Origin of the sequence: Streptomyces sp. NPDC048565 (assembly GCF_040650935.1) — a bacterium.
Taxonomy (GTDB): Bacteria; Actinomycetota; Actinomycetes; order Streptomycetales; family Streptomycetaceae; genus Streptomyces.
The window spans coordinates 116,876-143,398 of the sequence record NZ_JBEZIH010000010.1 but is presented as its reverse complement, the minus strand read 5'-3'; the positions used below and the strand labels follow the sequence as shown (position 1 = coordinate 143,398).

Annotated in this window: 21 protein-coding genes; 13 read left to right on the top strand and 8 right to left on the bottom strand. The window is 72.6% G+C overall.

The window, feature by feature from the left end; all coding sequences use genetic code 11:
* The first annotated feature begins 13 nt into the window (after window positions 1-13).
* The 5 genes from AB0C75_RS14985 to AB0C75_RS14965 all read left to right on the top strand — a co-directional run bounded on the left by AB0C75_RS14985 (window position 14) and on the right by AB0C75_RS14965 (window position 6,198).
* Window positions 14-2,014: a prolyl oligopeptidase family serine peptidase gene (locus tag AB0C75_RS14985; protein ID WP_362890724.1), complete on the top strand. Its 2,001-nt coding sequence runs from the start codon at window positions 14-16 to the stop codon at window positions 2,012-2,014.
* Window positions 2,011-2,955: an LD-carboxypeptidase gene (locus AB0C75_RS14980; protein WP_362890722.1), complete on the top strand. Its 945-nt coding sequence runs from the start codon at window positions 2,011-2,013 to the stop codon at window positions 2,953-2,955. The genes AB0C75_RS14985 and AB0C75_RS14980 overlap by 4 nt, the downstream gene beginning before the upstream one ends.
* 138 nt (window positions 2,956-3,093) lie before the next feature.
* Complete coding sequence (locus AB0C75_RS14975) at window positions 3,094-4,869, top strand: CocE/NonD family hydrolase (RefSeq protein WP_362890720.1); 1,776 nt, start codon at window positions 3,094-3,096, stop codon at window positions 4,867-4,869.
* Between the two features lie 116 nt (window positions 4,870-4,985).
* On the top strand, window positions 4,986-5,219 hold the full coding sequence (locus AB0C75_RS14970; RefSeq protein WP_362890718.1) for a DUF1049 domain-containing protein: 234 nt from the start codon (window positions 4,986-4,988) through the stop codon (window positions 5,217-5,219).
* Between the two features lie 88 nt (window positions 5,220-5,307).
* A complete protein-coding gene (locus AB0C75_RS14965; protein WP_362890716.1) occupies window positions 5,308-6,198 on the top strand; it encodes an arginase family protein in 891 nt (296 codons plus the stop codon).
* Between the two features lie 12 nt (window positions 6,199-6,210).
* On the opposite strand, the gene AB0C75_RS14960 is transcribed toward AB0C75_RS14965, so the two are convergent.
* The 3 genes from AB0C75_RS14960 to AB0C75_RS14950 all read right to left on the bottom strand — a co-directional run bounded on the left by AB0C75_RS14960 (window position 6,211) and on the right by AB0C75_RS14950 (window position 9,106).
* On the bottom strand, window positions 6,211-6,564 hold the full coding sequence (locus AB0C75_RS14960; RefSeq protein ID WP_362890714.1) for a VOC family protein: 354 nt from the start codon (window positions 6,562-6,564) through the stop codon (window positions 6,211-6,213).
* Between the two features lie 136 nt (window positions 6,565-6,700).
* On the bottom strand, window positions 6,701-7,510 hold the full coding sequence (locus AB0C75_RS14955) for a methyltransferase domain-containing protein (protein ID WP_362890712.1): 810 nt from the start codon (window positions 7,508-7,510) through the stop codon (window positions 6,701-6,703).
* Window positions 7,511-7,609: 99 nt separating this feature from the next.
* The gene (locus AB0C75_RS14950) at window positions 7,610-9,106 is read right to left on the bottom strand and encodes a phosphatase PAP2 family protein (RefSeq protein ID WP_362890709.1); all 1,497 of its coding nucleotides are present in this window, start codon (window positions 9,104-9,106) and stop codon (window positions 7,610-7,612) included.
* A gap of 235 nt (window positions 9,107-9,341) precedes the next feature.
* On the opposite strand from AB0C75_RS14950, the gene AB0C75_RS14945 reads away from it, so the two are divergent.
* From AB0C75_RS14945 to AB0C75_RS14930, 4 genes are all read left to right on the top strand, one after another.
* Window positions 9,342-10,115 carry an IclR family transcriptional regulator gene (locus AB0C75_RS14945; protein WP_362890707.1) on the top strand — a complete coding sequence of 258 codons (774 nt, stop codon included), beginning with the start codon at window positions 9,342-9,344 and terminating at the stop codon, window positions 10,113-10,115.
* Window positions 10,112-10,960: an SMP-30/gluconolactonase/LRE family protein gene (locus AB0C75_RS14940; protein ID WP_362890704.1), complete on the top strand. Its 849-nt coding sequence runs from the start codon at window positions 10,112-10,114 to the stop codon at window positions 10,958-10,960. The genes AB0C75_RS14945 and AB0C75_RS14940 overlap by 4 nt, the downstream gene beginning before the upstream one ends.
* 133 nt (window positions 10,961-11,093) lie before the next feature.
* Entirely contained in the window at window positions 11,094-12,332 is a 1,239-nt protein-coding gene (locus AB0C75_RS14935; RefSeq protein WP_362890702.1) for an aminotransferase class I/II-fold pyridoxal phosphate-dependent enzyme, read from the top strand.
* 48 nt (window positions 12,333-12,380) lie between these two features.
* Window positions 12,381-13,406: an MBL fold metallo-hydrolase gene (locus AB0C75_RS14930; protein WP_362890700.1), complete on the top strand. Its 1,026-nt coding sequence runs from the start codon at window positions 12,381-12,383 to the stop codon at window positions 13,404-13,406.
* A gap of 35 nt (window positions 13,407-13,441) precedes the next feature.
* Here AB0C75_RS14930 and AB0C75_RS14925 read toward each other — a convergent pair whose 3' ends face one another.
* On the bottom strand, window positions 13,442-14,062 hold the full coding sequence (locus AB0C75_RS14925) for a VTT domain-containing protein (RefSeq protein WP_362890698.1): 621 nt from the start codon (window positions 14,060-14,062) through the stop codon (window positions 13,442-13,444).
* Window positions 14,059-14,835 (bottom strand): MBL fold metallo-hydrolase, encoded by a 777-nt coding sequence (locus tag AB0C75_RS14920; protein WP_362890696.1) that lies wholly within the window; start codon window positions 14,833-14,835, stop codon window positions 14,059-14,061. Before AB0C75_RS14920 ends, AB0C75_RS14925 begins: the two co-directional genes overlap by 4 nt.
* A gap of 227 nt (window positions 14,836-15,062) precedes the next feature.
* Here AB0C75_RS14920 and AB0C75_RS14915 point away from each other — a divergent pair, with 227 nt between their 5' ends.
* Window positions 15,063-17,345 carry a phage holin family protein gene (locus tag AB0C75_RS14915; RefSeq protein ID WP_362890694.1) on the top strand — a complete coding sequence of 761 codons (2,283 nt, stop codon included), beginning with the start codon at window positions 15,063-15,065 and terminating at the stop codon, window positions 17,343-17,345.
* A 12-nt stretch (window positions 17,346-17,357) separates the two neighbouring features.
* On the opposite strand, the gene AB0C75_RS14910 is transcribed toward AB0C75_RS14915, so the two are convergent.
* The 3 genes from AB0C75_RS14910 to AB0C75_RS14900 all read right to left on the bottom strand — a co-directional run bounded on the left by AB0C75_RS14910 (window position 17,358) and on the right by AB0C75_RS14900 (window position 20,085).
* A complete protein-coding gene (locus tag AB0C75_RS14910; protein WP_362890692.1) occupies window positions 17,358-18,413 on the bottom strand; it encodes a LacI family DNA-binding transcriptional regulator in 1,056 nt (351 codons plus the stop codon).
* Between the two features lie 8 nt (window positions 18,414-18,421).
* Window positions 18,422-19,066, bottom strand: a complete 645-nt coding sequence (locus tag AB0C75_RS14905) for a DUF305 domain-containing protein (protein WP_362890690.1) — start codon at window positions 19,064-19,066, stop codon at window positions 18,422-18,424.
* An 83-nt stretch (window positions 19,067-19,149) separates the two neighbouring features.
* Window positions 19,150-20,085 (bottom strand): DUF1996 domain-containing protein, encoded by a 936-nt coding sequence (locus tag AB0C75_RS14900; RefSeq protein ID WP_362890688.1) that lies wholly within the window; start codon window positions 20,083-20,085, stop codon window positions 19,150-19,152.
* Between the two features lie 237 nt (window positions 20,086-20,322).
* Between AB0C75_RS14900 and ligA the strand changes: the two genes are divergently transcribed.
* The 3 genes from ligA (at window position 20,323) to secD (ending at window position 26,420) form a co-directional block, all read left to right on the top strand.
* Window positions 20,323-22,416 carry an NAD-dependent DNA ligase LigA gene (gene ligA, locus AB0C75_RS14895; protein ID WP_362890686.1) on the top strand — a complete coding sequence of 698 codons (2,094 nt, stop codon included), beginning with the start codon at window positions 20,323-20,325 and terminating at the stop codon, window positions 22,414-22,416.
* Between the two features lie 148 nt (window positions 22,417-22,564).
* Window positions 22,565-23,362 (top strand): rod shape-determining protein, encoded by a 798-nt coding sequence (locus AB0C75_RS14890; RefSeq protein WP_362890684.1) that lies wholly within the window; start codon window positions 22,565-22,567, stop codon window positions 23,360-23,362.
* A 739-nt stretch (window positions 23,363-24,101) separates the two neighbouring features.
* A complete protein-coding gene (secD, locus tag AB0C75_RS14885; RefSeq protein ID WP_362890682.1) occupies window positions 24,102-26,420 on the top strand; it encodes a protein translocase subunit SecD in 2,319 nt (772 codons plus the stop codon).
* The last annotated feature ends 103 nt before the right edge of the window (window positions 26,421-26,523 follow it).

The window sequence follows — 26,523 nt, the reverse complement described above, 5'->3', positions numbered from 1 at the left end:
GGGGAAACCGACCATGGCGTCCACAGCGGCGTACGGAACATGGCCGTCACCGATCGACGCGGCACTGACCGCCTCGCACGACGGCCGGCCGGATTACGTGGGCACCGTCGGTGACGAGGTGTGGTGGACGGAGCCGCGCCCGGCCGAGGGCGGCCGCCGTGCCCTCGTACGCCGAAGGGCCGACGGCAGCACCGAGTCCGTCCTCCCCGAACCGTGGAACCCCCGCAGCCGCGTCATCGAGTACGGCGGGGTGCCGTGGGCCGGCGTGGCGCGCGAGGAGGGCGGGCCGCTGGTCGTCTTCGTCCACTTCGCCGACCAGCGGCTGTACGCGTACGCGCCGGACGGGCCGGACGCGCCCTGGCCGCTCACTCCTGTGTCGGAGGTCGGCGGCGGACTGCGCTGGGTGGAACCGCAGTTGCTTCCCGAACGACGCGAAGTGTGGTGCGTGCTGGAGGAGTTCACCGGGGAGTCGCCCACCGATGTGCGCCGGGTGATCGCCGCCGTACCGCTGGACGGATCGGCCGCTGAGCACCGCGGCGCCGTACGCGAACTCACCGACGACCGGAACCGGTTCGTCACCGGGCCCAGGCTGTCGCACGACGGGCGTCGCGTCGCCTGGATCGCGTGGGACCATCCGCGGATGCCCTGGGACGGCACCCTCGTGAAGACGGCCGAGGTGACCGCGGAGGGTGATCTCACCGAGGTCAGGACCCTGGCCGGGGGCGACGACGAGTCGGTCGTCCAGGTCGAGTGGGACCGGGACGGTTCGCTGCTGTTCGTGTCCGACGCCGGAGGCTGGTGGGAGCTTCAGCGGCTCGGGCCCGACGCCGTCGCCGGCGCGGCCGAGCCCGCCGGCCGCCTGTGCACCGGGCGGAACGAGGAGTTCGGCGGGTCACTGTGGAAGATCGGCGAGCGCTGGTTCCAGCTGCTGGACAGTGGGCTGATCGCCGTCATCCACGGCCGGGGCCCCAACGCCCTCGGGGTGCTCGACCCCAAGAGCGGTGATCTGGTCGACGCCGTGGGCCCCTGGACCGCGTGGGCGGCCACACTCGCCGTGCAGGACACCAGGGTCATCGGTATCGCCGCGAGCCCCCACACGTCCTTCGAGGTGGTGGAGCTGGACACGGCCACCGGACACACCAGGGCGATCGGCGCCCCCCACCGGGACGCGGTCGATCCCGCCTACCACCCCGAGCCCCGGATCCGTACCTTCACCGGACCTGCGGGCCGTGAGATCCACGCCCATGTCTACCCGCCGCGTCACCCCGACCGCACCGGGCCCGAGGGCGAGCTGCCGCCCTACGTCATCTGGGCGCACGGCGGCCCCACCGGCCACACCTCGCTCGTGCTCGACCTGGAGATCGCCTACTTCACCTCCCGGGGCATCGGCGTCGCCGAGGTGAACTACGGCGGCTCGACCGGCTACGGCCGCGCCTACCGCGAGCGGCTGCGCGAACAGTGGGGCGTCGTCGACGTGGAGGACTGCGCCGCCGTCGCCCTGGGTCTGGCCGAGGAGGGCTCGGCCGACCGGGACCGACTGGCGATCCGGGGAGGCAGCGCCGGAGGCTGGACCACCGGTGCCTCCCTCACGAGCACCGATGTGTACGCCTGCGGCGCCATCAGCTACCCGATCCTCGACCTGGAGGGCTGGGCGACCGGTGAGACCCACGACTTCGAATCGCAGTACCTGGAGTCGCTCGTAGGCCCGTACGCCGAGGTGCCCGAGCGCTACCGCGAGCGCTCGCCCGTCAACAACACGGACCGGCTCACGGCCCCGTTCGTGCTGCTCCAGGGGCTCGACGACCCGATCTGCCCGCCCGTCCAGTGCGAGCGCTTCCTCGCCGCGATCGAGGGACGCGGGATTCCGCACGCCTACCTCACCTTCGAGGGGGAGGGCCACGGCTTCCGCCGCGCCGAAACCGTGCGGCGCGCACTGGAGGCCGAACTCTCCCTGTACGCCCAGACGTTCGGCGTCGAGCGCAGCGATGTGCCGCGACTGGAGCTGACGGAGTGACCCTGGAGCCCCTCGCCCGCCCGGCCAGGCTGCGGCCCGGAGCCAGGGTCGCCGTCGTCGCGCCCAGCGGCCCCGTGCCGGCCGACCGGCTGGAGCGCGGCCTCGACCTGCTGCGCGGCTGGGACCTCGACCCCGTCGTGGCCCCCCACGCGCTGGAGCGGCATCCGGACCTCGATCATCTGGCCGGCACGGACGAGCACCGCGCCCGCGACCTCCAGGAGGCCTGGTGCGACCCGTCCGTCGACGCCGTGCTGTGTGCCAGGGGAGGGTACGGCGCCCACCGCATGGTCGACCTCCTGGACTGGTCCGCGATCCGGGCGGCCGGGCCCAAGGTGTTCGTCGGCTACAGCGACATCACCGTGCTGCACGAGGCCTTCGCCCTGCGGGCCGGCTTCTCGACCCTGCACGGCCCGATGGTCGCCACCGATGTGTTCCTGAAGGACACGGACACCCAGGAAGCGCTGCGCTCCACGCTGTTCGAGCCCGAGTCGGTGCGGATCCTGGGTCTGGACGCGGCGGTCGCGCTGGTGCCCGGTGCCGCCCGAGGGGTCACCTACGGCGGCTGCGCGAGCCTCCTCGCCGCCGACGCCGGCACCCCGCGCGCCCGGACGTCGGCCCGGGGCGGACTGCTCGTGATCGAGGACACCGGGGAGGACCCCTACCGGCTCGACGGCATCCTCACCCGGCTGCTGCGCATCGGCGCCCTCGACTCGATAGCCGGGGTGGTGTGCGGTTCGTGGGAGGCCTGCGGACCGGCCGAAGGGGTGCGAGCGGTGCTCGCCGACCGGCTCGGAGGGCTCGGGGTCCCCGTGGTCGACGAGCTGGGATTCGGCCACGGCCCGAGTGCCCTGACCGTCCCTCTCGGCGTCCCCGCGGTGCTGGACGCACCGGCGGACGGCGGGCGTTGCACGCTCACCGTCCAGGTCCCCGCTCTGCTCTGAGGCCCGGGCCCGCGAGTGCGGTGCGGATCCGTGCGGAAACTCCGTTCCCGCACGTTGACATCGCTATGAGGTGTGTCACAGCATGGGCCGGGCCCGGTACTTACCGGTCAGTAATGTGTCCTCGGTGTGGAGGTCCATGTGTCGCGTGCTGTGCCCAGATTCCGCCGTCCACTCACTTTGCTCGCGGGGGCGGCACTTCTCGCCCCGCTCGCTCTGACCGGCGCCCCTCCGGCCTCCGCGGCCGATCGGTACACCGTCACCGCGCTGGAGTTCACCGTGCGGGCCGGTGACCGGTCCTGCACCGTCGACGCCGACCTCTACCGGCCGGCCGGCGCCGACGCGCAGCACCCGGCCCCCGCCGTCCTCGCCACCAACGGCTTCGGCGGCAGCAAGTCCGACGGCTCCACCGACGTCATCGGCAAGGCCTTCGCCGAGCGCGGCTACGTCGGTCTCGTCTACTCGGGCCTGGGCTTCGGCAAGTCCGGCTGCCTCATCACGCTCGACGACCCCGCGATCGACGGCAGGGCGGCCTCCGGGCTCGTCGACTTCCTCGCCGGCACCCGCACCGCCGACGACGGCACCGAGGTCGACTACGTCACCACGGACGCACCGGGCGATCCGGTGGTCGGCATGATCGGCGGCTCGTACGGGGGAGCCGTCCAGCTGGCGACCGCGTCCGCCGACCACCGCGTGGACGCGCTCGTCCCACTGATCACCTGGAACGACCTGGCGTACTCGCTCGCCCCCAACGCGGCCGACGCGACCCGGGGCGTCTCGTCCGACACGCCCGGTGTCTTCAAGTGGCAGTGGACCAACGGCTTCTATCTGATGGGCGAGGGACAGCCCCTGCTGGTCCCCAGCCTCGACCCCTCGCGCATCGGCGGCCTCGGCTGTCTGCACTTCGCCGCCCAGGCGTGCGACACCATCCGCCTCCTGAACTCCGGCCGCTACCCGGCCACCGAGACCCAGGAGATGCTGACGTACGCCCGCAGCGTCTCACCGGCCTCCTATCTGTCCGGTGTCACCGCGCCCACGCTGCTCGTCCAGGGCCAGGCCGACAGCCTGTTCAACCTCAACGAGGCCACCGCCACCTACCGGGCACTGGAGGCCCAGGGCACCACCACGAAGATGATCTGGCAGGCCTGGGGCCACAGCGGCGGCTCGGTGCCCGGCGAGCTCGACCTCGCCACGGGCAATCTGGAGACCAGCTACGTCGGACAGCGGATCCTCGCCTGGTTCGACCGCTACCTCCACCACGACGAGAGCACCGCGACCGGCCCCGAGTTCGCCTACTACCGTGACTGGGAGAGCGGTTACGGCACCGCGGCCGCAGTCCCCGCCCTGTCGCGCACGCTGTACCTCTCCGGCGACGGCGCCCTGGTCGACAGCCGCTCCGAGGTCACCCGCGGCAGCCGCCGGTACACCAACTGGCTGCTGCCGAGCAGCCACTCCGAGAGCTCCCTCGCCGGACTCATCGGGCTGCCCGACCCGGAGCCGTACGACACGAAGGGCACCTACCTCGGCTGGACCAGTGCCCCGCTGCCCGATCCGGTGGACGTCGTCGGTGCGCCGAAGGCCACCCTGAAGGTCGTCTCCCCGAAGACGGAACGCGTCCAGAACAGCGGGGACGCCGCCGACAAGCTGGCCCTGTTCGCGAAGGTGTACGACGTGGCACCCGACGGCACCCAGAAGTTGGTGAACCGCCTGGTCGCCCCCGTACGAGTCCCCGACGTCACCCGCCCCTTCACCGTCGAGCTGCCGGGCATCGTGCACCGCTACGAGGCCGGGCACCGGCTGCGCTTCGTGATCGCCGCGAGCGACACGGCGTACGTCGGGAACCGGGGTGTCAAGCCGGTCACCGTGGTCAGTGCCCCGGGGGACACCGGTGTCCTGGAGCTCCCGACGGTCGGCTGACCATCACCCGTTCGGCCCTGCTCCACCGCTCCCCGGACCCGGGACGGAGCCATCCTGGGGTCCGGGGACCGCGCCTGGTCCCCGGACCGGGACCAGGACCAGCGAAAGGGCCGCTCATGAGCCCCAAGGACGTATCCAGCGGCACCACGAGCGCCTTCACGCCCGCCCGGATCGCCGTGACCGTGCTGGCGGTACTGGCCATCGTCTTCATCTGCGTGAACACCACCGATGTGTCCATCCGCGTGATCATCCCCAAGGTCACGATGCCGCTGTGGGCTGCCCTGCTGGGGGTCTTCGTGGCGGGCGTGCTCTGCGGGGCCTATCTCTTCCGCAGGCGGGCCGCGCGATAGGCGCCGCCGCACATCAGGGGGCTCGGCCGAGAAGCGGGCCGCGCGATATGGAGGACGCAGGCCCATCAGGGCGGCGAGGATGGGCCGTATGCGCACACGAGTGGTCCTCGACGCCCCTTCGAACCTCGGGCTGCGGCCTCCCGCGCCCGGCACCGTACCCGGCTGCTACAAGCTGGCCGGCGCACTGCGCGAGCACCGCATCGTCCAGCGGCTCGGGGCGTTCGAGGGCGGCGTCGTGGTCCCGCCGCGCTACGACCTCGGCGACTGGCAGGAGGGCGACGGGGTCTTCAACGCCGACGCCATCGCCCGCTACACCCGCACGCTCGCCGACCGCATAGAGGGGCACGTCAGGGCAGGTGAACTCCCGGTCGTCCTCGGCGGTGACTGCTCCATCCAGCTCGGAGCCACCCTCGCCCTGCGCCGCATCGGCAGGTACGGCCTCGCCGCGCTCGACGGATCGGCGGACTTCCGCCACCCCGGCAACAGCGACCGGATCGGCGCCGCGGGCGGCGAGGAACTGGCGCTCTCCACCGGGCGCGGGCAGTCCGGTCTGACCGACCTGGAGGGCCTTGGCCCCTATCTCAGGGACGAGGACATCCGGCTCCTCGGCATGCGGGACGACGACACGGACCGCGCCGAGATGGCCGCGCTGAAGATCTCCAACGCGACGGTGGGGGAGATCAGGGACCGGGGGCCGGCCGACATCGCCCGCGCCGTGGTGCAGTCCCTGGAGGTCCCCGTGCTCGACGGCTTCTGGGTCCACCTCGACGCCGACGTACTCGACCCGAGCGTGATGCCCGCCGTCGACAGCCCCGACGACGGCGGACTGTTCCCCGGCGAACTCGCCACGCTGCTGCGCATACTCGTCGGCTCACGCAGCTGCGTGGGGCTCAACGTGACGATCTACGACCCGGATCTCGACCCCGACGGCACGGCCGGCGCACTGCTCACCGACCTGGTCGTCGGCGCCTTCGCCTGAGGGGGGTCCGGATCAGGAGGGTACGTTCCGGTCGACGTACTCGAAGACCGAGCCGTCCGGGTGCAGGGCGATCAGATTGCGGCCGGCGGGGGAGGGCATCGGCCCCGCGATGACCCTCGCGCCCACCCGCGTCAGCGCCGCGTGTGCCTCGTCGACGTCCTTGACCGCGATGGTCGCCGACACCTTGCGCAGCACCTCCAGCTGCGACTCGGGACCGCTCATCAGCAGAAAGCAGCCGATCGCCGCCACCGAGACCCCGCCGCGCTCGAAGCGCTGTGCCGGAGTGCCGGTCAGGCCCTCGTAGAAGGCCACAGCGGCCTCCAGGTCGTCGACACAGATACGCAGCGTGGTTCCCAGGATTTCCATGCCCACGAGGGTAGTTGCCGACTCCGCCGGATGTGATCGGTTCCCCCGCCCTGGGGTCTGTCGTCAAACTGCCGTCTGCCGCGCGGCCGCCCTCCGGACGACGACGGCAGTTTGACGGCAGACCCCAGCTGCTGGATCACACCCGGCAGAGCACCTCGCCGTGCGGGACCATGAACCATGCGTCGGGCTCGTCGCCCCACGCCCGCCAGGCGTCCGCGATCGCCGTCAGCTCTCCCGCGCTCGCGTGCCCGCCGTCCACCGCCAGCTCCGCGTACACCGAAGCGGTCGTACGCTCCGCCCACAGGCCGCTCCACCAGGCGCGGTTCTCCGGGGTGGCGAAGCACCAGGCCGCCGCGGTCGGGTTGATGTCGGTGAAGCCCGCCTGCCGCGCCCAGGACAGCAGCCTGCGCCCGGCGTCGGGTTCGCCGCCGTTCGCCCGGGCCACCCGGTGGTACAGCTCCAGCCACTCCGGCAGCCCGGGCACCTCCGGATACCAGGCCATCGCCCCGTAGTCGCTGTCACGGGCCGCGACGATGCCGCCCGGCCGGCAGACCCGCCGCATCTCGCGCAGCGCCTGCACCGGATCGCTGACGTGCTGGAGCACCTGATGGGCGTGCACCACGTCGAAGGAGTCGTCAGGGAAGTCCAGGGAGTGGACATCCGCGGTGGCGAACTCCACGTTGTCGACGCCGCGTTCGGCGGCGTTGCGGGCCGCACGCTCCAGGATGCCGCCGCTGGAGTCGACGGCGGTCACCCGGCCGGGCGCCACCAGCGCGGCGAGGTCCGCGGTGATGGTGCCCGGCCCGCAGCCCACGTCCAGGACCGCCTGTCCGGGGCGGAGTTCACCGATCAGGTAGGCCGCGGAATTGGCGGCCGTACGCCACTGGTGCGAGCGCAGCACCGACTCGTGGTGGCCGTGGGTGTAGACAGCGGATTCCTTCGGCATGGCCGTACGTCCTCTCTCGGACCTCAGTCGCAGGCGATGGAACGACGGTACGCCGCAATGTCGGATCCTGAGATAGGCGTCTCACGATGCGGTCCTACGTCATACCGGCATCGGGCAGTACACCGTCAGTGCTTCGGGCAGCTTGTCGATCATCAACTCTGTTCCGGAGTGGGCCACTTCGCCGTCGAAGGCGTACGGCGTCCCCGGGGTGAGCCCGGCGATCCGCACCCTGCGGCGGCGTACCGCAGCATGGGCGGGTGACCGGCTCAGCGGTCCGGCGACCGCCGCGGCGAGCAGCCGGAGGCCCGGGGTGCGGCCACCGTGCACCACGCGTACGTCCAGCAGTCCGTCCGCGAGATTGTGGCGGCGGCCCGGAGCGGGGCCCACCCGCTGGAACAGTCCGTTGCCCACGAAGAGCAGCCACAACGGCCGTCGCTTCCCCTGGAGTTCGGCTGTCAGGGGGCGGGAGCCGCGCAGTGCCTCGAAGGCCGCGAGCACCCCGGCGGGCCAGCCGCCGATCCGGGGTGCCCAGCGTTCCCGGGTCCGCACGAGCTCCGGATACACCCCCAGGCTGAAGGCGTTGAGGAAGTAGCCGTGCGCCCCGCCCGGCCCCTGCGGCCCCGGCCGGAAGCGCCCCAGGTCGACTCGGACCGCGTCGCCCGCGGTGAGCGCCGCAGCTGTGTCCTGCACGGTCTCGATGCCGAGGTCGTACGCGAAGTGGTTGAGGGTGCCGCCGGGGAACACAGCGAGCGGCAGGCTGTGGACCGCTGCGACGGCCGCCGCCATGTTGACCGTGCCGTCGCCCCCGCAGACGCCCAGTGCCTTGCCCTGCCGTGCCGCCTTCTCCAGGCACCCCTGGAGGTCGGCGGGCGCGCACTCCACCGTCTCGGCGAGCGGCAGGGTCTCGCGGATCACGCCCGCGGCCGCGGTCGCGGAGCCGGACTCCCGGTTGACGACCACCACGAGATCCTGGCCCGCGGGCAGCGCGGGCGCATCGGCCGGTGGCCGGCCGGGGGCAGGCAGCTGCCCACGGGTGGGTACGACGCCGCGCAGCGCGAACGCCGCTCCGATGCCGAGCGCCGCACCGGCCGCCACATCGCTCGGATAGTGGACCCCGGTGTAGACACGGGAGGCGGCCACCGCCAGCGCCACCGGGGCGACGACCGCACCCCAGCCCTTGGACTCCAGGGCGACGCCGGTCGCGAAGGCCGCTGCGGACGCCGCGTGGCCCGAGGGGAAGGACGTGGTGAAGGGCTGCCGCTTCAGCCTCCGTATGACCGGAACCAGATCCACTATCGGGCGCTCCCTGCGCACCGCGCCCTTGCCCACGGTGTTGATCGCGGCCGAGGCGACCGCCAGCGAGGCGATCCCGCGCAGCGCGGCCCTGCGGGACCGGGCGCTGGAACCGAGCGCCGCCATGCCCGCCGCGGCCCCGAACCACAGGAGTCCGTGGTTGGCGCTGCGGCTCAGCCGTGGCAGCACGGGCTCGGCGCCGGGCCAGTGTCTTTCGGCCACGCGCTGGAACGCGGCAAGGTCGCGCTGGTGGAGCCAGGCCCGCCAGCGGCCTGGGGAGGGAGTACTGCTCGTTGTCGACATGGAACAGCGAATACCCTGCGACCGGGCCGTGAACCAGGAGGCGCGCACGGCGGGCCCGGGCGAACCCCGTCGGGCCTTGATGAACCCCGATAAATTCAGGCGGTATGTGGTAGTTCGCCCCTGTCATGCCCGCTCCGTCACGCCGGAGGCGTTGCCCGGACAAGTTCCGGACGGCTAGCCTGCGTTCGTGATTCCGGTCATTGACCGGAGTGTCGAACGGGATTGGCGGACGATCATGGGGCGACTCGTCCCTGCGGTGACCAGGGCGCTGGATGTTCTCGAACTCTTCCTCCAGGGCGAGGGGACCCTGTCCGCCCCCGAGATCACCCGCAAGCTCCAACTGCCGCGGACCACGGTGCACGAACTCCTCACCACGCTCGCCGCACGGTCCTACCTGGTCACGGTCCCGGAACAGCCCGGCCGCTACCGGCTGGGCGTGCGCACGTACCAGCTCGGCAGCCGCTACGCCGAGCAGCTCGACCTCGCGGCCGAGGGCCAGCAGGTCGCCCGCGAGGTGGCCGAGAACTGCGGCGAGACGGTCCATGTGGCGATCCTGGAGGGCACCGAGGTCATCTACATCGCCAAGGTGGACTCCACCCACGCCGTCCGCATGGTCTCCGCCGCGGGCCGCAAGCTGCCCGCCCACTGCACCTCCGTCGGCAAGCTGCTGCTCGCCGCGCTCCCGGAGGCGGAGCTCGACGCCCGTCTCGACGGGCGCGAGCTCGTCGCCATGACCGACAACAGCCTCACCGACGCCACGGAGCTGCGTGAAGCGCTCGCTGTCGTCCGTAAGCGGGGCATAGCGGTGGAGCACCGCGAGTCGAACCCGGACGTGAGCTGTGTCGCCGCGCCGGTCAGGGACCGGTCCGGACGTGTCGTCGCCGCGCTCTCCATCTCTGTGCCGATGATCCGCTGGAGCGAGGAGCGCGAGGCGGAACTCGCGCAGCTCGCGGCGGGCGGCGCCGACGCGCTGTCCGGCCGGCTCGGACACCACAGGGCCCAGATATGAGGCCGGCTGCGGAAGTGGCGGTGCGTGAGCGGGCCGAGCTGGGTGAGGGCCCCACCTGGGACCCGGCCACGGGGCGGCTGATCTGGGTCGACATCCTCTCGGCCCGCGTCCACACCTACGACCCGTCGACCGGCCGCCGTACGGTCATGGCCACCGGCCAGCACGTCGGCGCGGCGAAGCCCCGGGCGGGCGGCGGCCTCGTGACCGTCCTGCGGGACGGAGTGGGGCTGTACGACGCGGACGGCGCCTTCTCCTGGCTGGTCCACGACCCCGTCCCGGGACGACGGGGAAACGACGCGGCGGTGGCACCGGACGGCGCGCTCTGGGCGGGCACCATGCGCTACGACGAGGCGACGGGAGGCGGCACGCTGTCCAGGGTCGCCCCGGACGGCACGGCGAGCCTCGTCCTGGACACGGTGACGGTCAGCAACGGCACCGGATGGAGCCCGGACGGCCGGCTCATGTACTACATCGACACCCCCGCACGGCGGATCGATGTCTTCGACGTCGACGGGGAGCGCGTCCTGAACAGGCGCCCCTTCGCCGCCGTCGAGGAGGGGGCAGGGTGGCCCGACGGGCTGACGGTCGACGCCGACGGCTGTGTGTGGGTCGCCTTCTGGGACGGCGCGGCGATCCGGCGCCACACCCCCGACGGCCGGGTGGACCGGGTCGTGGACCTGCCGGTGCGGCGGCCCACGGCGTGCGCGTTCGGCGGCCCCGGTCTCCGCGACCTGTACGTGTCCACCGCCCGGACGGGCCTGGACTCCCCGCACCCGCTGTCGGGCTCCCTGCTCGTGCTGCCGGACGCGGGGCAGGGCCTGCCGGGGACACCGTTCGCAGGCTGAGCGGGCGCGACCGCCGGCGGGGTCCGGGCGCCTGTCCCGGTATCTTCCGGATGCGGTGCGCGGGCGGAGCCCGGGGAACCTCCGTATAAACGTATGAAGGGGCCTGGGAGCGACGCAGGAGGGAGGCCCCGGGATGCAGTGGAGCGAGCGGAAGCAGCCCCGCCCTCCCGGGGAGGACCACGGCCAGGTCCGTTACGGGCCGCCCGCACCCGACCCGGGCCTTCCCGTGCTGCCCGAGCTGGCCGGCGTACTGGCCGCGTCGGCCGCGCGGACCCGTCCGGAACCGCCCGGTGGCGGAACGATCCTGCGCGAGGCGGCCGCCGCCTACTGGGAGCGGCGCGGCCTGCACGGCGGGCCCGAGGGCATCGCCGCGGCCCCTGGCGTCCAGCCCCTCCTGCTCGCGCTGATCGCCGCGTACGGCGGCGACGTGCTCATGCCCCGGCCCTGCCCCGCCACCTGGATGCCGCAGGCGCGGCTGCTGGGCCGGCCCGCCTACCACGTGCCGACGCCCGCCGAGTGCGGCGGCATCCCCGACCCGTACGCCCTGCTGGAGACCGTGCGCAGGGTCCGCGCCGAGGGCGGCAGGCCCCGGTTGCTCCTGATCTCAGTGGCCGACGACCCCACCGCGACCCTCGCCCCGCCCGAGCTCGTCCGCGAGGCCTGCGAGGCCGCGGTCTCCGAAGGACTGCACATCGTCAGCGACGAGACCTGGCGCGACACCCTGCACCGGCCCCAGGACACCGTCCTGCTCAGCCCGGCCGAGATGTGCCCCGACGATGTCACCGTCCTGTCCGACCTGGCCGGAGCCCTCACCCCGTCCGCCTGGCCGGTCGCCGTCGCACGCTTCCCCGCCACCGCGCGCGCCGCCGCGCGCCGCTCCCGTGTCCTCGACATCCTCACCGCGCTCGGCGCCCTCGTCGCCGAGCCGGTCGCCAGGGCCGCCGCCCACGCACTGGGCGAGCCCGAAGCCGTCACGGCCAGGATCCGGCAGGCGGCGCACCTCCAGGGCCATGTCGCCTCCGCCGCCCACCGTGCCGTGCTCACCGTCGGCGCGCTGGCCAGGCCTCCCCAGGTAGGCCGCCACCTCTACGCCGATCTCGGACCGCTGCGGGCCCGGCTGGCGGCCCGGGGCGTCACGGACTCCATGGAGCTGGAGGAATACCTGACACGACGTCTCGGCGCCCCCGCCCCCGGGGGGCACCGGTTCGGGGACGAGCTCGGAGCGCTGCGGGTGCGACTGAGCACCGGACCGCTGCTCGGCTCAACCCCGAAGGAGCAGACGGAGTCCCTCACTGCGGTGGAGCCCTTGAAATTGCCGCATGTCGCCCGAGCCCTGAGCATTTTCGCAGCAGCCCTCGATGAACTGCGATGACGATGACGAATTCCGATGACGACGAACTCCGATGACAGGAGCCTCTCGATGACGGAACAGACCGAGCGTCCGTCCGCCGGAGCCGGCCTCTCGCCGGCAGGCCCTGCCGTCGCAGCTCCGCGCCGCCTCGGCGAGCTGCGGACCTGGCCACGCAGCTTCGCCGACCGGCTCACGGCGCCGCTCCCCGGTGTCAGGGGCATGACCCGCCTGGCCAGGGAGCGCGCCCTGCGCCCCAACGCCGAGGGGCTCCGGGGTGTGCACCGGCTGCCATACGCCCCCCGGCCGCTGCCCGTCACCGGCCTGGACACGGTGGCCGTGACCTGGGCCGGACACGCCAGTTGGATCATCAGGATCGGCGGACTCACCGTCCTCACCGACCCCGTATGGTCCCGGCGCATCCTGGGCACCCCCGCGCGGATCACCCCCGTCGGAGTCCCCTGGGAGGCGCTGCCGCCCGTCGACGCCGTCCTGATCAGCCACAACCACTACGACCACCTGGACGCCCCCACCCTCCGCAGGCTCCCGAGGACCACCCCTCTCCTCGTCCCCGCCGGTCTCGGCCGCTGGTTCCGGCGCCGTCGCTTCACCCATGTCACCGAGCTCGACTGGTGGGAATCGGTGGAACTGGGCGGCGTCCGCTTCGACTTCGTGCCTTCCCACCACTGGTCCAAGCGCACCCTTCTGGACACCTGCCGGTCGCTGTGGGGCGGCTGGGTGCTCGGCGACGCGCAGGGACGGCGGCTCTACTTCGCGGGAGACACCGGTTACGGCCACTGGTTCGGGGAGATCGGCCGCCGCTATCCAGGTCTGGACCTCGCGATGCTGCCGATCGGGGCGTACGAACCGCGCTGGTGGCTCTCGGACGTGCACACCGACCCCGAAGAGGCAGTCCAGGCGTACGAGGACCTCGGAGCGCGCGCGATGGCCCCCATGCACTGGGCGACGTTCCTGCTCTCCGCCGAACCCGTCCTCGAACCGCTGACCCGGCTCCGTACGGCCTGGCAGCGGGCCGGGCACTCGCGCGCCGACCTCTGGGACCTGCCGGTCGGCGCCTCACACGTGCTGGAAGCCTGACCGTGTCCGGCCGCCGCCCCCGCCCTCCGGGCTCCTCAACCCGCCATGCGCGCCCGCAGCCGCCGCCACAGCGCCGGTGTCCCGCTGATCAGCAGCGTCAGCACCACCGCCGCGAGCACGCCCTCCCACGGTTCGTCGAACAGCGAACCGCCCAGGATCCCGATCAGCTGATACGTCGCCGCCCAGGCCAGACACGCGGGCACATCGCCCCGGGCGAACTGCCGCAGCGGCAGCCGGCCGAGCAGACAGGCCAGCATGACCGGTATCCGCCCGGCCGGCACCAGCCGGGACAGGACCAGTACCACGGTGCCGTGCTCGTCCAGCTTCTGCTGCGCCTGCGCGAGTCGCTCCGGCGCGGCCCGGCTGGTGATCGCCTCCAGCCACTTCGAACCGTTGCGGGACCGCACCCCCCGCTGCCCCAGCCAGTACAGGCAGATGTCTCCCAGGAACGCCGCGCCCGACGCCACGGCGAACACGAAGAGCAGGGCGAACGGTGACGTCTGGTGCAACGTCACCACGGCCGCCGTACTCACCAGCGCCCCCGTCGGCACCACGGGCACCAGCGACCCCAGCGCCACGAGCAGGAACAACGACGGATAGCCGACGGCCTGCTGTGTCGACTCAGTCGGCAGCTGCCCCAGCACTTCCCCTATCACCTACGGGCCTCCGGCCTCACATGCTCGCCGTGCCCGAGCCGGTGCACCGCCACGTCCGGTGCCACCCGCGCCGCCTCCCGCACGAATTCGTCGCCCGGCGCATGGAACTCGTGCGGTTTGACCCCGTCCATCCCGATCGGCCAGTACGTGCCGTAGTGCACCGGCACCGCGGACCTCGGCTCCAGCAGGGTCAGCGCCCGCGCGGCGCGGGCCGCGTCCAGATGGTGGTCGCCCAGATTGGGCCCCCAGCCGCCGACCGGCAGCAGCGCCACGTCCACCGGCCCCACGGCACCGGCCATGCCGTCGAAGAGTCCGGTGTCCCCGGCGAAATACGTACGGGCCTCGCCCTCGACGACGTATCCGAGAGCGGGCACCCGGCGCGGGCCGACCGGCAGCCTGCGGCCGTCGTGCAGCGCCGGAACCGCGCGGACCAGGACCTCGCCGACCCGCACCACGTCCCCCGGGGCGACCTCGGAGATCCGCAGTCCGCGCACCCGGCGCAGCAGCCTGAGGCCAGGCACGGCCCCGACGGCGCCGCGGGGCACGATCAGCAGGCTGCCGGGGGCGAGACGGGTCAGGGAGGGGAGATGGAGATGGTCGGAGTGCAGATGGGAGATGAGGACCGCGTCGGCCACGGCGGCCTCCGGCGGCGGTACCTCGCCACGGCGCCGGCGCAGATGCGCGAAGCGCCGTGCGAACAGCGGATCGGTCAGCACCCGGACCCCGGAGTCCTCGATCGTGCAGGTGGCATGACCCCACCAGGTGACCTCCACCGACCTGCCTCCTCGTGCCCGCACCCGCGCCCGTACTCGTACTCGTACGAGGGTATGCGGTCCGCGCCCCTCCCACGCCGGAGTGCTCCTTCACACGTCCGCGCGCGTGGCCGTGCGCGGTTACGGAGGGCTACCGTGGGACAGCCCTCAGGGGTGTGGCCGGCATCCGAGGCTGAGAGGGCTGTGACAGGCTTGACGCGGGCCCATGACGAACGACGGGTCCGGACATGAGGTGGAACGGCGTGAATGACGAGCGGTGGCGTAGAGCGGGAGGAGCCGTCCTACGCGTGATCGCTGTATGGGCCGTCTCCACGCTCACCATGCTGGCGCTGGCGGGCATCCTGCCCGACTTCAGGCTCCAGGCCGAGGACGGCGACACCATCACGAGGACCGCCTTCACCGCGGCCTGGGGCGCGGGCGCCTTCGGTCTGCTGTCCGCCCTGGTGTGGCCCGTGCTCGTCAGAGCACTGCTCATCGTGCCCGCCCTGGTGCTGGGCGCCCTCGTCTTCTTCCTCAACGGCTCGCTGCTGCTGATCGCCCTGTGGCTCATCCCTGACGGGCGCGGGGACGCCAACCCGGAGACCGCCGTCGTCGTGGCGGCCGTCATGTCCGCCGTAGCCTCCGCTGCCTCCACCGCCCTCGCGGTCCGTGACGACGACGCCTACCGGCGAAGACTCTCCCGCCTCGCCGACCGTCGCCGCAGGCGCAGCGGCACGCCGCGGAGCGCGGACGGCGGCCGTGGCGGACCGCCCGGAATCGTGTTCGTCCAGCTCGACGGTGTGGGCCACCACGTACTGGAACAGGCGGCGGCCGACGGCCTCATGCCGACCGTCGCCGGCCTGCTCGCCGACGGCGCGGGCCACCGGCTCACCCCCTGGACCACGGACTGGTCGAGCCAGACCGGCTCCAGCCAGCTCGGCATCCTGCACGGCAGCAACTTCGACGTGCCGGCCTTCCGCTGGTTCGAGAAGGAGACCGGCACCGTCATGGTCTCCAGCAGACCGGCGAGCGCCCTCGAACTGCAGCGCAGGGCCATCGCCCGCACCCATGACGGCGGCCTGCTCACCGTCGACGGGGCGAGCCGGGGCAACCTCTTCAGCGGCGGCGCCGGCCAGCTCGCCCTGGTCCTGTCGATGGCCGCCAGGCGCGGCAAGGGACGCCGCTCACGCGCCGGCTACTTCGCCTACTTCTCCGACCCGGCCAACGCGGTCCGCACCGCACTCTCCTTCGTCGCCGAGGTCGGCCGCGAGATCTGCCAGTCCGTCCGGGCGCGGGTGCGCAAGGAGTCGCCCCGGGTCAAGCGCGGCGGGCTCTACCCCTTCATCAGAGCCTTCGCGACCGTCGTCGAACGCGATGTGGTGGTCGCCGCGGTGATCGGCGACATGTTCGCGGGACGCACCGCGGTCTACGCCGACCTCGTCGCCTACGACGAGGTAGCCCACCACTCGGGGCCGCACAGCAGGGACGCGGAGAAGGTCCTGACACGGCTCGACCGCTCGCTCGGCCTCATCCTGAAGATCGCCGACCACACCCCGCGCGACTACCGGATCGTCCTGCTGTCCGACCACGGCCAGAGCCCGGGGGAGACCTTCGCCGGGCAGTACGGCCTCACCCTCAAGGACCTCGTAAGGGCCGGCTGCGGGCTGCCCGTACCCCGCCGTGCGCAGCGCACCCGCAGCGCGTCGGAGGCCCGCGACGCCGTGCGCATCGCGCTGCACCGGCCCGTCGCCGGGGAGCAGGAGGCGGAGCACCCGGCGGCCAAGCCGTCCGACCCGGTGGTGCTCGCCTCCGGGAACCTCGGCCTGCTGTCCTTCCCTGACATCGAGGGGCGGGCGACGCGCGAACAGATCGACCAGCGCTACCCCGCGCTGCTCGGCACACTCGCCGCCCACCCGGGGATCGGCTTCCTGCTCGTGCGGAGCCGGCGGCACGGGTCGGTGGTGCTCGCCCGGGGCGGCGCGGAGATCCCGTTGGCGGAGCTGACGGACGGGGAAGGACCGATGGCGGTCTTCGGGCCCGGCGCGGCGGACGCAGTGCGGCGGACCGACGGCTTCCCGCACGTCGCGGACGTCATGGTCAATTCGATGTACGACCCCGGGACCGGCGGCGTACACGCCTTCGAGGAGCAGATCGGCTCGCACGGTGGCCTCGGCGGCGAACAGTCGCGGCCGTTCCTGCTGTGGCCCCGTACGCTCACGGACCCCCTGGACGCCCTGGCGGCGGACACCCCGCGCGAGGCGGCCGGCACCCGCCCGGCGGGGTCGCCCCCGGCCGGTCCGGTGGGGGCGGAGGCCGTGCACCGGGTGCTGGCCCGCTGGCTGCGGGAGCTGTCCGGGCCGCAGGTGCCGCTGCGGCAGGAGGGCTTCACCGGGGCGATGCGGGCGGACGTGCCCTTCCCCGGCGGGCCGGCCGATGCCGGTGTCCCCGTCCGCCGCGCCGACGCCGAGGTACCCGTCCACCGCGCCGATGCCCAGGACTCCGGCGACGCGGTGCCCGGCCCGCGCGGCTGAAAGCCTCCGGCGTCAGGCGGACTCGCGTCGTATCAGCGTCGGATGGAAGACCACGGACGGTGCTGGGCCGGCGCCCGGTGTGCTGATCTGCTTCAGGACGAGCCGGGCCATCTCGGAGGCCATCTCCTCCACCGGCTGGCGTACGGTCGTCAGCGGCGGATCGCAGGCCACCGCCGCGTGACTGTCGTCGAAACCCACCACGGCCACGTCCCCGGGCACGTCCTTGCCCGCCCGCAGCAGCACCGGCAGGGCGCCCAGCGCCATCAGGTCGGATGCGAAGAACACGGCGTCCAGATCCGGCCGTTCCCGCAGCAGCTGCCGCATCGCCGAGGCCCCGCCGGACTGGGTGAAGTCCGCCTCGGCGGTCACCACGTCCCTGATGCCGTGCTGCTCGAGCGCGTCCAGGAAACCGGTCAGACGCACCTGGCCCGCCGGCATGTCCTGCGGGCCCGCGACCGTACCGATGCACCGCCGCCCGAGTCCCGCGAGGTGGTCGGCCGCCATCTGGGCGCCGGCCCGCTGGTCCGCCTCGACATAGGTGAGCGGCGAGGGCCGCCGGGGTCTGCCGGACACCACGGCGGGCAGCCGGGTGTCGTGGATCAGCCCGGGCAGCGGGTCGTCGGCGTGCGAGGAGATCAGCACCACCCCGTCGACGTGTCCCTGGCGCAGATACGACAACAGCTGATCACGGGAGGCCTGGTCGTCGACGAGCATCAGCACCATCTGGATCCCGGCGGGGCGCAGGACGTCCATCAGCCCGGCGACGACGCGCCCGAAGTGCGGGTCGGAGAACATCCGGCCGATGAACGGCTCGGACACCGGGCGCCGTTCACGCTCGGACACCACCAGGGCGACCGAATCGGTCCGCCGCGTCACCAGCGAACGCGCCGCGCGGTTGGGGACGTAGCCCGTGGTGACCACCGCCTCCTCCACGACGCGCCGCAGCGCGGGATCCACGGTGGTCGCGCCGTTGATCACACGGGACACCGTCGCCCGCGAGACGCCCGCCACCGCGGCCACGTCCTCCAGGGTGGCAGGGCGTCCGGGGGGCGACACGTCGGCAGTCATGCCCCTCTTTATACCGGGTGATCCGCCGGGCACGCGAAGGGTTCGGGCACGTCAGCGGCCTGGGCCGCGCACAGAGCCGTCAGGGTGGCCAGTTGCTTCCCGCGGGCGGTGGCGAGTGTCCGTGCACGAGCTGTGGCCTCCGCCCGGGTGCCCGCCGTCGACTCGGAGCGGGAGACCTGCTGCGACTGGCGCAGATGGTCGTGGATCTGCGTCACCAACAGGCGGTCGAAGGCGGATCCCTCGGCCGTACGGGCGTCCTGGAGGTCCTGGGCCGTCACCATGCCGGGCATGTCGTGCCCCTTGTGCACATCGGTCTCCGGCAGTCCCATCCGGTCCCGCAGCCCCCGCAGTTCCGCCAGTTCGGCTGCCTGGGCGGTCCGCAGACGGGCCGCCCAGGGCGGCAGCCGGGGACCGGAGGCCTTCTTGCCGGCGAGGTCCAGCAGGGTCACGGCTCCCTCGTCCATCGGGATCATCAACTGCACCCAGGCGGAGTCCGTCGGGTCCCCGGAGGGGGAAGCCGGGTCCACGGAGGGGGAAGGGGCGGCCGTCCGCGACGGCACGGGCCGGGACTCCGTGGGGCGTTCCCCGTCCGGGGAGCATGAGGTGAGGGCGGTGAGCAGGAGAAGCAGCGCTGCTGTGCGACGAGCCGGCATCGGCGGGTGATCCCTTGCGCGAGGGCGCCTGCCCGGGCCGCGGGGGCTCGGACAGGCACCGGTGGACATGAACCGACCGGATCTCAGGGGGTGCCGTCGGCACCGCACTTGACGATGGCGTTGATGCAGTCGCGCACCCGCTGCGCCATCTCTTCCTCGGGCCATACGTTGAAGAAGTCGCCGTGCATCGTGTATCCGGCCCCCGAAGCCAGCCGGAACCGTGACGGGTCACCGCTCACCGGATAGCGCAGGACCTGACGCAGCTTGGGCACAGCGACCGGGTGGGTCGACGGGCAGGCGCCGTCCACCGGATAGGCCATGTGGCTCTTGTGGTCGGCCGAGTCGAGATCGGTGCCGTTCCAGCACTGGGGGAAGTCCAGGTAGCTCTCCATCATCGTCCCCTCGGGGCAGTTGACGAAGTCGTGGGACGGGTCGACCTCACCGGCGTGCAGGCAGGACCAGCGCGAGATGGTGTTGTCGTCGGGCCCGGTGGCCACGGCGTTGCCGGCGACGATGCGCAGACCGCGGGGCAGCGGCTTGATGTCACGGATGACGTCGTCCCGCACCCCCTCGCCGAGGTAGTAGAAGGTGGTGCCGGTGGGCTCCACCTCCTTGTCGCCGTCGTACAGCGTGGGGACCCAGTACGAGGACAGGTCGGTCTCGGGTGAGCAGGTGGTGCGGCCCTGCTCCAACGAGGCCAGATCGGAATGGGCGTTGGTGGAGTCGTTCCCGAAGAAGCTGTGCATGTGCGAGGCACCGGGCAGCTCGGGGAAGACGATCGGGTCGTCGGGGGCCCGGTGCGTGTAGGGGCACTCCGCGAGGAACTCCGCGACATTGACCACATCGGCCGCGGCCTTCGTCCCGGGCTGCGCACCCTGGTCACCGGCCGCATTGCCCGCATTGGCCTGGATGAAGGAGAGGGCCAGCGCGGCGGCCGCGAGCCCCGCGATCCGGTAGCGCCACGGTGGCAGGGCTCTGCGTCCGCGGTGTTCGGTCGTACGTCTGTTGAGGAAGAGCACGGCACTCCTGTTCCGGGGAAGTGGGGGTCCCCTGACCGGTCGTCGGCGAGGGGAGAGAGCGCTCTCTCAATGAACGTAGAAGTGTGAAGTAAGCATGTCAAGACTCTGTGCAGAGCCCTCAACTACCTGCTATTTGAACGAATTTGTGAGCCCAGATCATGGGAGAGCGCTCTCTCCGCGGAACGTCCGGGCGGCGGTCACGGGGCGTTGTCAGTGGTGCACGGCAGGATGGTGGCCATGACGACGAACTCAGCTGGTGTGCTCGCCGACAGCGCCGCCTACGCGGCTGCGGTGGAAGAGGCCGGACGTGCTGCCGCCGCGTATTACACCGCGGGTGAGAGCACGCTCGACGACGATGCGTACGACCGCCTCGTGCGCGGGATCGCGGCCTACGAGGCGGAGCACCCGCAGGAGGTGCTGGACGCCTCACCGACGGGGAAGGTCGCGGGCGGTGCGGCCTCGGGGGATGTGCCGCACACCGTCCCGATGCTCTCGCTGGACAATGTGTTCTCCGCCGAGCAGTTCGTCAGCTGGACGGCATCCGTGGAGCGGCGGACAGGCAGGCCGGTCGCCGCCTGGAGCGTGGAGCCCAAGCTCGACGGTCTTGCGGTCGCCGCGCGCTACCGGCAGGGCCGTCTCGACCAGCTGATCACCCGGGGCGACGGGACGGCGGGCGAGGATGTCTCGCACGCGATCGGCACGGTGCTCGGCCTGCCCGGGCGGCTCTCCTCTCCCGTCACCATTGAGGTGCGCGGCGAGATCCTCATGACGGACGAGCAGTTCGAGCGTGCCAACACGGTGCGCACGGAGCACGGCGCGGCCCCCTTCGCCAATCCGAGGAACGGCGCGGCGGGCACCCTGCGGGCCAAGGACCGTCCGTATCGCGTGGAGATGACCTTCTTCGCGTACGGGGCGCTCACGCTGCCCGGACCAGGCGAGCCGGCGGCCCTCTCGGGACTCCCGCACAGCGAGGTCCTGGAGTGCGTCGCGGGCCTCGGTGTGCACACCGCTGCGGACACGGCTGTCGCGCCGCGCACCGTCACCACGGTCGAGGAGGCGCAGGCCGGGGTCGAGGACATCGCGGGGCTGCGAGCCTCGCTGCCGTTCGGTATCGACGGCATCGTGATCAAGGCGGACCTGGCGGCCGACCAGCGCGACGCGGGATCGGGGACACGGGCGCCGCGCTGGGCCATCGCCTACAAGCTCCCAGCCGTGGAGAAGATCACCCGGCTCCTCGGCGTCGAGTGGAACGTCGGCAGGACCGGCATCATCGCGCCGCGCGCCGTGCTGGAGCCCGTCGAGATCGACGGCTCCACCGTCGGTTACGCCACCCTGCACAATCCGGCCGACATCACCCGCCGCGATCTGCGCCTGGGCGACCATGTGATGGTCTACAAGGCGGGTGACATCATCCCCCGTATCGAGGCCCCGGTCGCGCACCTGCGGACGGGGGAGGAGCAGCCGGTCGAATTTCCCGAGGTCTGCCCGCAGTGCGGGTCGGAGATCGACATGAGCGAGCAGCGCTGGCGTTGCACCCGTGGCCGCGACTGCCGGCTGGTCGCCTCCATCTCCTATGCGGCCGGCCGTGATCAGCTCGACATCGAAGGGCTCGGCGCCACCCGGGTCGTCCAGCTCGTCGAGGCGGGTCTCGTCCAGGACTTCGCCGATCTCTTCACCCTGGAGCGGGACCGGCTGCTCGCCCTGGAGCGGATGGGGGAGACCTCCACCGACAATCTGCTGGCGGCCGTCGAGGCGGCCAGGACCCGGCCGCTGTCCCGGGTCTTCTGCGCCCTCGGTGTGCGCGGCACCGGCCGCTCCATGTCCCGCAGGATCGCCCGCTACTTCGCCTCGATGGACCGGATCGTCGCCGCCGACGCGGTGGAGTTGCAGAAGGTCGACGGAATAGGCAAGGAGAAGGCGGCGGCGGTCGTCGCCGAGCTGGCGGAGCTGGCGCCGCTGATCGGCAAGCTGGTGGCCGCCGACGTCAACATGACGGAGCCCGGAGCGACTCCGCCGCCGGAGCCCGGGGCCGAGCCGGAGGACGGCGAGGAGGGCCCCTCGGGGGACGGCCTGCCGCTGGCCGGAATGACGGTCGTGGTCACCGGCGCCATGACAGGCGCCCTGGAGAGCCTCTCGCGCAATCAGATGAACGAGCTGATCGAGCGGGCCGGCGGGAAGTCCTCCTCCGGCGTCTCCAAGCGCACGAGTCTGCTCGTCGCCGGGGAGAAGGCCGGATCCAAGCGGACCAAGGCAGAGGACCTGGGCGTCCGGATCGCCGCGCCCGAGGAGTTCGCCGAGCTCGTCGAGAGCTTCCTGCCCGCGGGCGCGTAAAAGGTATGCGGAGGTGCATGCCTTGGAATTGTCAAGGGAGTGGCTTTTCGATCCTTTGTATTGCATAGTGAGGGCTCGATCATGCCTCGCTATCAGCGGTCGATAACCAATGGCGGCTGTGGCGGCAGACCCCGAGGGTGAGGGCCCGATGCGTGCTTCGTGTGACGGACGGCGCCGTGGCCGGCCGCTCGTCAGGGGACTCGCCATCGACCTTGGCAGCTCCGGGACCCGTGCCTGGGTCCCGGGGCGGGGCCTTGTGGCAGGGGGCCCCGCGGGCTGCGAGGAGCGCGCAGGACGGCCGGTCCGGCGGGGGCGCATCGTCGACGCGGCCTCCTGCGCAGGACTGCTGGGCCGACTCGCCGACACCGCGCTGGGCGACCACCGGCAGGACAGCATGATCGTGCTCAGTCACCCGGTCCTGGCAGGACGTGAACACCGGGCGCTGGCGGGGGAGCTCCTCGCGGCTCTCGGCGCCTCCGGCGCCGTGGTCGTCAACAGCGCCAGCGCGGTCGCCGCGTGCGCGGGACCGCTGGGCGGGGGTCCGGTGCTGGTCGTGGACATGGGCGCCGAACTCACCGAGGTCGCCCTGCTCGTGGACGGGAAGGTCGTCGACGCCCGCCAGGCCGACGCGGGACTCAGCGATCTCGACCCCCGGTCACTGCCCGCCGAACTCGTCCGCAGCGTCCTCGATATGATCACGTCCATGTGGCGTGAGGACCAGCACGGTGCGGTGCGCGGAGCGTTGCGCCGTGGCCCCGTGCTCACCGGCGGCGGGGCGCTCCGCCGCGATGTCACCGACCTGATCGAGGGGTGCCTCGGTGTGCCGGTGCGCATCGCAGCCGACCCCGCGACCGCGGTCGTACGGGGCGCCGCGCTGATCCTGGACTCCGTCCTGGACCGCGCCGGTGAAGGCGCGGTCTCCCTCCGCCCGGTCCGGCTGAGGTGAGCCCCCTCCCGGGGGCTCCCCGGGGGAACGCGCCCCCGAGGGCACCGCGCCGCACGCCACCACGCCGCACGCCGACGCGCCGCACGCCACCACGTCGTACGCCGACGCACCGCACGCCACCACGTCGTACATCGACGCACCACGCGCGCCACCTCCTTGCCGCGCTGCTGCTCACGTTCCTGACTCTGCTCGGCGGCGCCCCGGCGGCGACCGCGGCGGCACTTCCGGTGCCGGGCCCCGGCGCCCTGCACGGCACCGGTTCCGCTGCCCCCGCGTACGCCGCCGGTTCCGGCGCGTCCACGTACGCCATCGGTTCCGCCGCCCCTGCCCACGCCGCCGGTTCCGCCGCACCCGCCTACTCGGCCGGCTCCGCCTCGCGGGTCTCCGGGCCGAAGGCGACCGCACGGCAGGTTCCGGCCTGGTGGGCGGAGGCCGTCCCCGTGCCGGGGCCTCGGGCCGGCGCGGACCGCCCGCACGCCCCGCCTCACGTTCCCCCGCCCGGCCACGGCGCCCTGCCACCACGCCCGCAGGGCCTTCCGTCACCCCGGGGCATCGCCCCAGGGACGGCGGAGGCCGGGTCCCTCGTCGTCGTACGGGTGTGGGCGGCACTGCCCGAAGTGCGCGGCCCGCCAGAGGTGACGGCCGCCCGGGCGGCCCCTCATCGGCCCCGTTCACCCGAACCGTCGCCCCGCCCTTACCACTGAGGCCAGGGCGGACGACGCCCACTCAAGGGGATCCCATGACTCGCGCCACCACGGTGCGAGCGGTTCTGGCTGCCGCCGTTCTGCTCGTCTCCGTGTTCATCACGCTGACCATGTCACCCAGACTCGGCCTCGACCTCCAGGGCGGCACCCGGATGGTGCTGCAGGCCAAGGACTCCGACACCGCGAAGGCGGACCGGGAGAGCACCGACCGCACTCTGGAGGTGCTGCGGCAGCGCATCGACTCCCTCGGCGTCGCCGAACCCGTCCTGACCCGCTCGGGCGAGGACCGGATCATCGTCGAACTGCCCGACGTCCAGGACCCGCGCCAGGCGGAGGAAGTCATCGGCAGGACCGCCCAGCTGAGCTTCCACGCCGTCCAGGGCCCAGGGACCGAGGAACAGAAGGACGGGGAGGCCGGTTCGGCCGGGGAAGGGCCGACGCTCCCCGACGAACAGGGCGGTCTCCTCGACCTCGGCCCTTCGCGGCTCTCCGGTGCGGGCGTCAAGGACGCCACCGCGAACTTCGACCCCCAGCAGGGCACGGGCTGGAGCGTCTCGCTGGACTTCCAGAAGGACGCGGGCAAGAAGTGGACCGAGCTGACCGGCGAAGCGGCGTGCAGCCCGGCCGGTGACGAACGGCGCCGCGTCGCGATCGTCCTCGACGGGAAGGTCATCTCCTCGCCGCAGGTCTCGCCCTCGGTCGGTTGCGAGGTCGGTCTGCCCTCGGCGTCCACCCAGATCACCGGCTCGTTCAGTGCCGACGAGGCACGCGACCTCGCCCTGCTCATCAAGGGCGGCGCACTCCCGGTCCCCGTCGAGATCGTCGAGCAGCGGACCGTCGGCCCGACGCTCGGGGCAGCCGCCATCGACGCCAGCGCCCAGGCCGCGCTGATCGGTGCCGCGGCCACGGCGCTCTTCATCACCTTCATGTACCGGCTCTTCGGAGCACTCGCCGCACTCGCTCTCGCCGCCTACGGACTGATCTCCTACGCGGCACTCGTCGGTCTGGGTGTCACCCTGACCCTGCCGGGTCTCGCCGGCTTCGTCCTCGCCATCGGGATGGCGGTCGATGCGAACGTCCTTGTCTTCGAGCGGGCCCGCGAGGAGTACACGGACCGGGGGAACGGTTCGCTGCGCACCGCGTTGGCCGCCGGATTCCGTGGCGCCTGGAGTGCCGTCGCCGACTCCAACGTCACCACACTCATCGCCGCCGGCCTCCTCTTCTTCCTCGGGTCCGGGCCGGTCAAGGGCTTCGGAGTCACCCTCGCCATCGGTGTCCTGGTCTCGATGTTCTCCGCGCTCGTCATCGCCCGGGCGCTCACCGAGATCGCCTCGGGATCCCGGTTCGTCGGCGACTACCGGGGCGTCAACGGCATCGCCAGGCCGGGCCGCGTCCGTACCTGGCTGAAGGAACGCGATCCCCAGCTGTTCCGGTCGCCGCGCCGCTGGCTGATGGTGTCCGCCGCTCTGGTCCTCGTCGCCGTGACCGGCATCCTCGTGCGCGGGATCGACCTGGGGGTCGATTTCACCGGCGGGCGGCTCGTGGAGTACTCCACCAGCCGCCCCGTCGACGTCGAGGCCGCCCGCGACGCCATCGCCGCCGCGGGCTTCACCGACGCCGAGGTCACCACGGCGGGCGAGAGCGACCTCTCCGTGCGCACAAGCGACCTGGACAACGACGGGGAGCACGCCCTGCGGGCCGCGCTGGCCGAAGAGGGCGGCGAGGCCACCAAGGTGCGCGACGAGCTGATCGGCCCCAGTCTCGGGGACGAGCTGCGGCGCAACGCCCTGATCGCCCTGGGCGTGGCGGTGCTGGTGCAACTCGCCTATCTCGCGGCCAGGTTCCGCTGGACGTTCGCGGTGGCCTCGGTCGGGGCCCTGATCCACGACGTCATCATCCTGGTGGGCGCCTTCGCCTGGCTCGGACGCCCCGTCGACGGGATCTTCCTGGCCGCCCTGCTCACCGTCATCGGCTACTCCGTCAACGACTCCGTGGTGGTGTTCGACCGGGTGCGGGAGCTGTGGGCCAAGAACCGGCGTGCCCCGGTCGCCGATGTGGCCAACCGTGCCGTCCTGCAGACCGTCCCGCGCACCATCAACACGGGGATGGGCGCCCTGTTCATCCTGGTCGCCCTCGCGTTGCTGGGCGGGGACTCGCTCGGGGACTTCGCGCTCGCGCTCCTCATCGGCATCTGCGTGGGGACGTACTCCTCGGTGATGACCGCCGTGCCGGGGGCGCTGCTCCTGGAGCGCAGCAGCAAGGCCCCGCCGCCGGCCCGTAAGCGGGCGTCGGGGCGCGGGAAGGCAGCCGCCCGGACACGCCGGGACCCGGCGGACAACGGGGCACGCGTGTAGGGCCCCCGTTCCGGAAGGGGCCGGACGAGGCCGGACCGGGTCTCATCAGCCGGGTGGGACGGATGCCGTCCCACCCGGCGCGTACGGAGAGCACGAGGGCAGG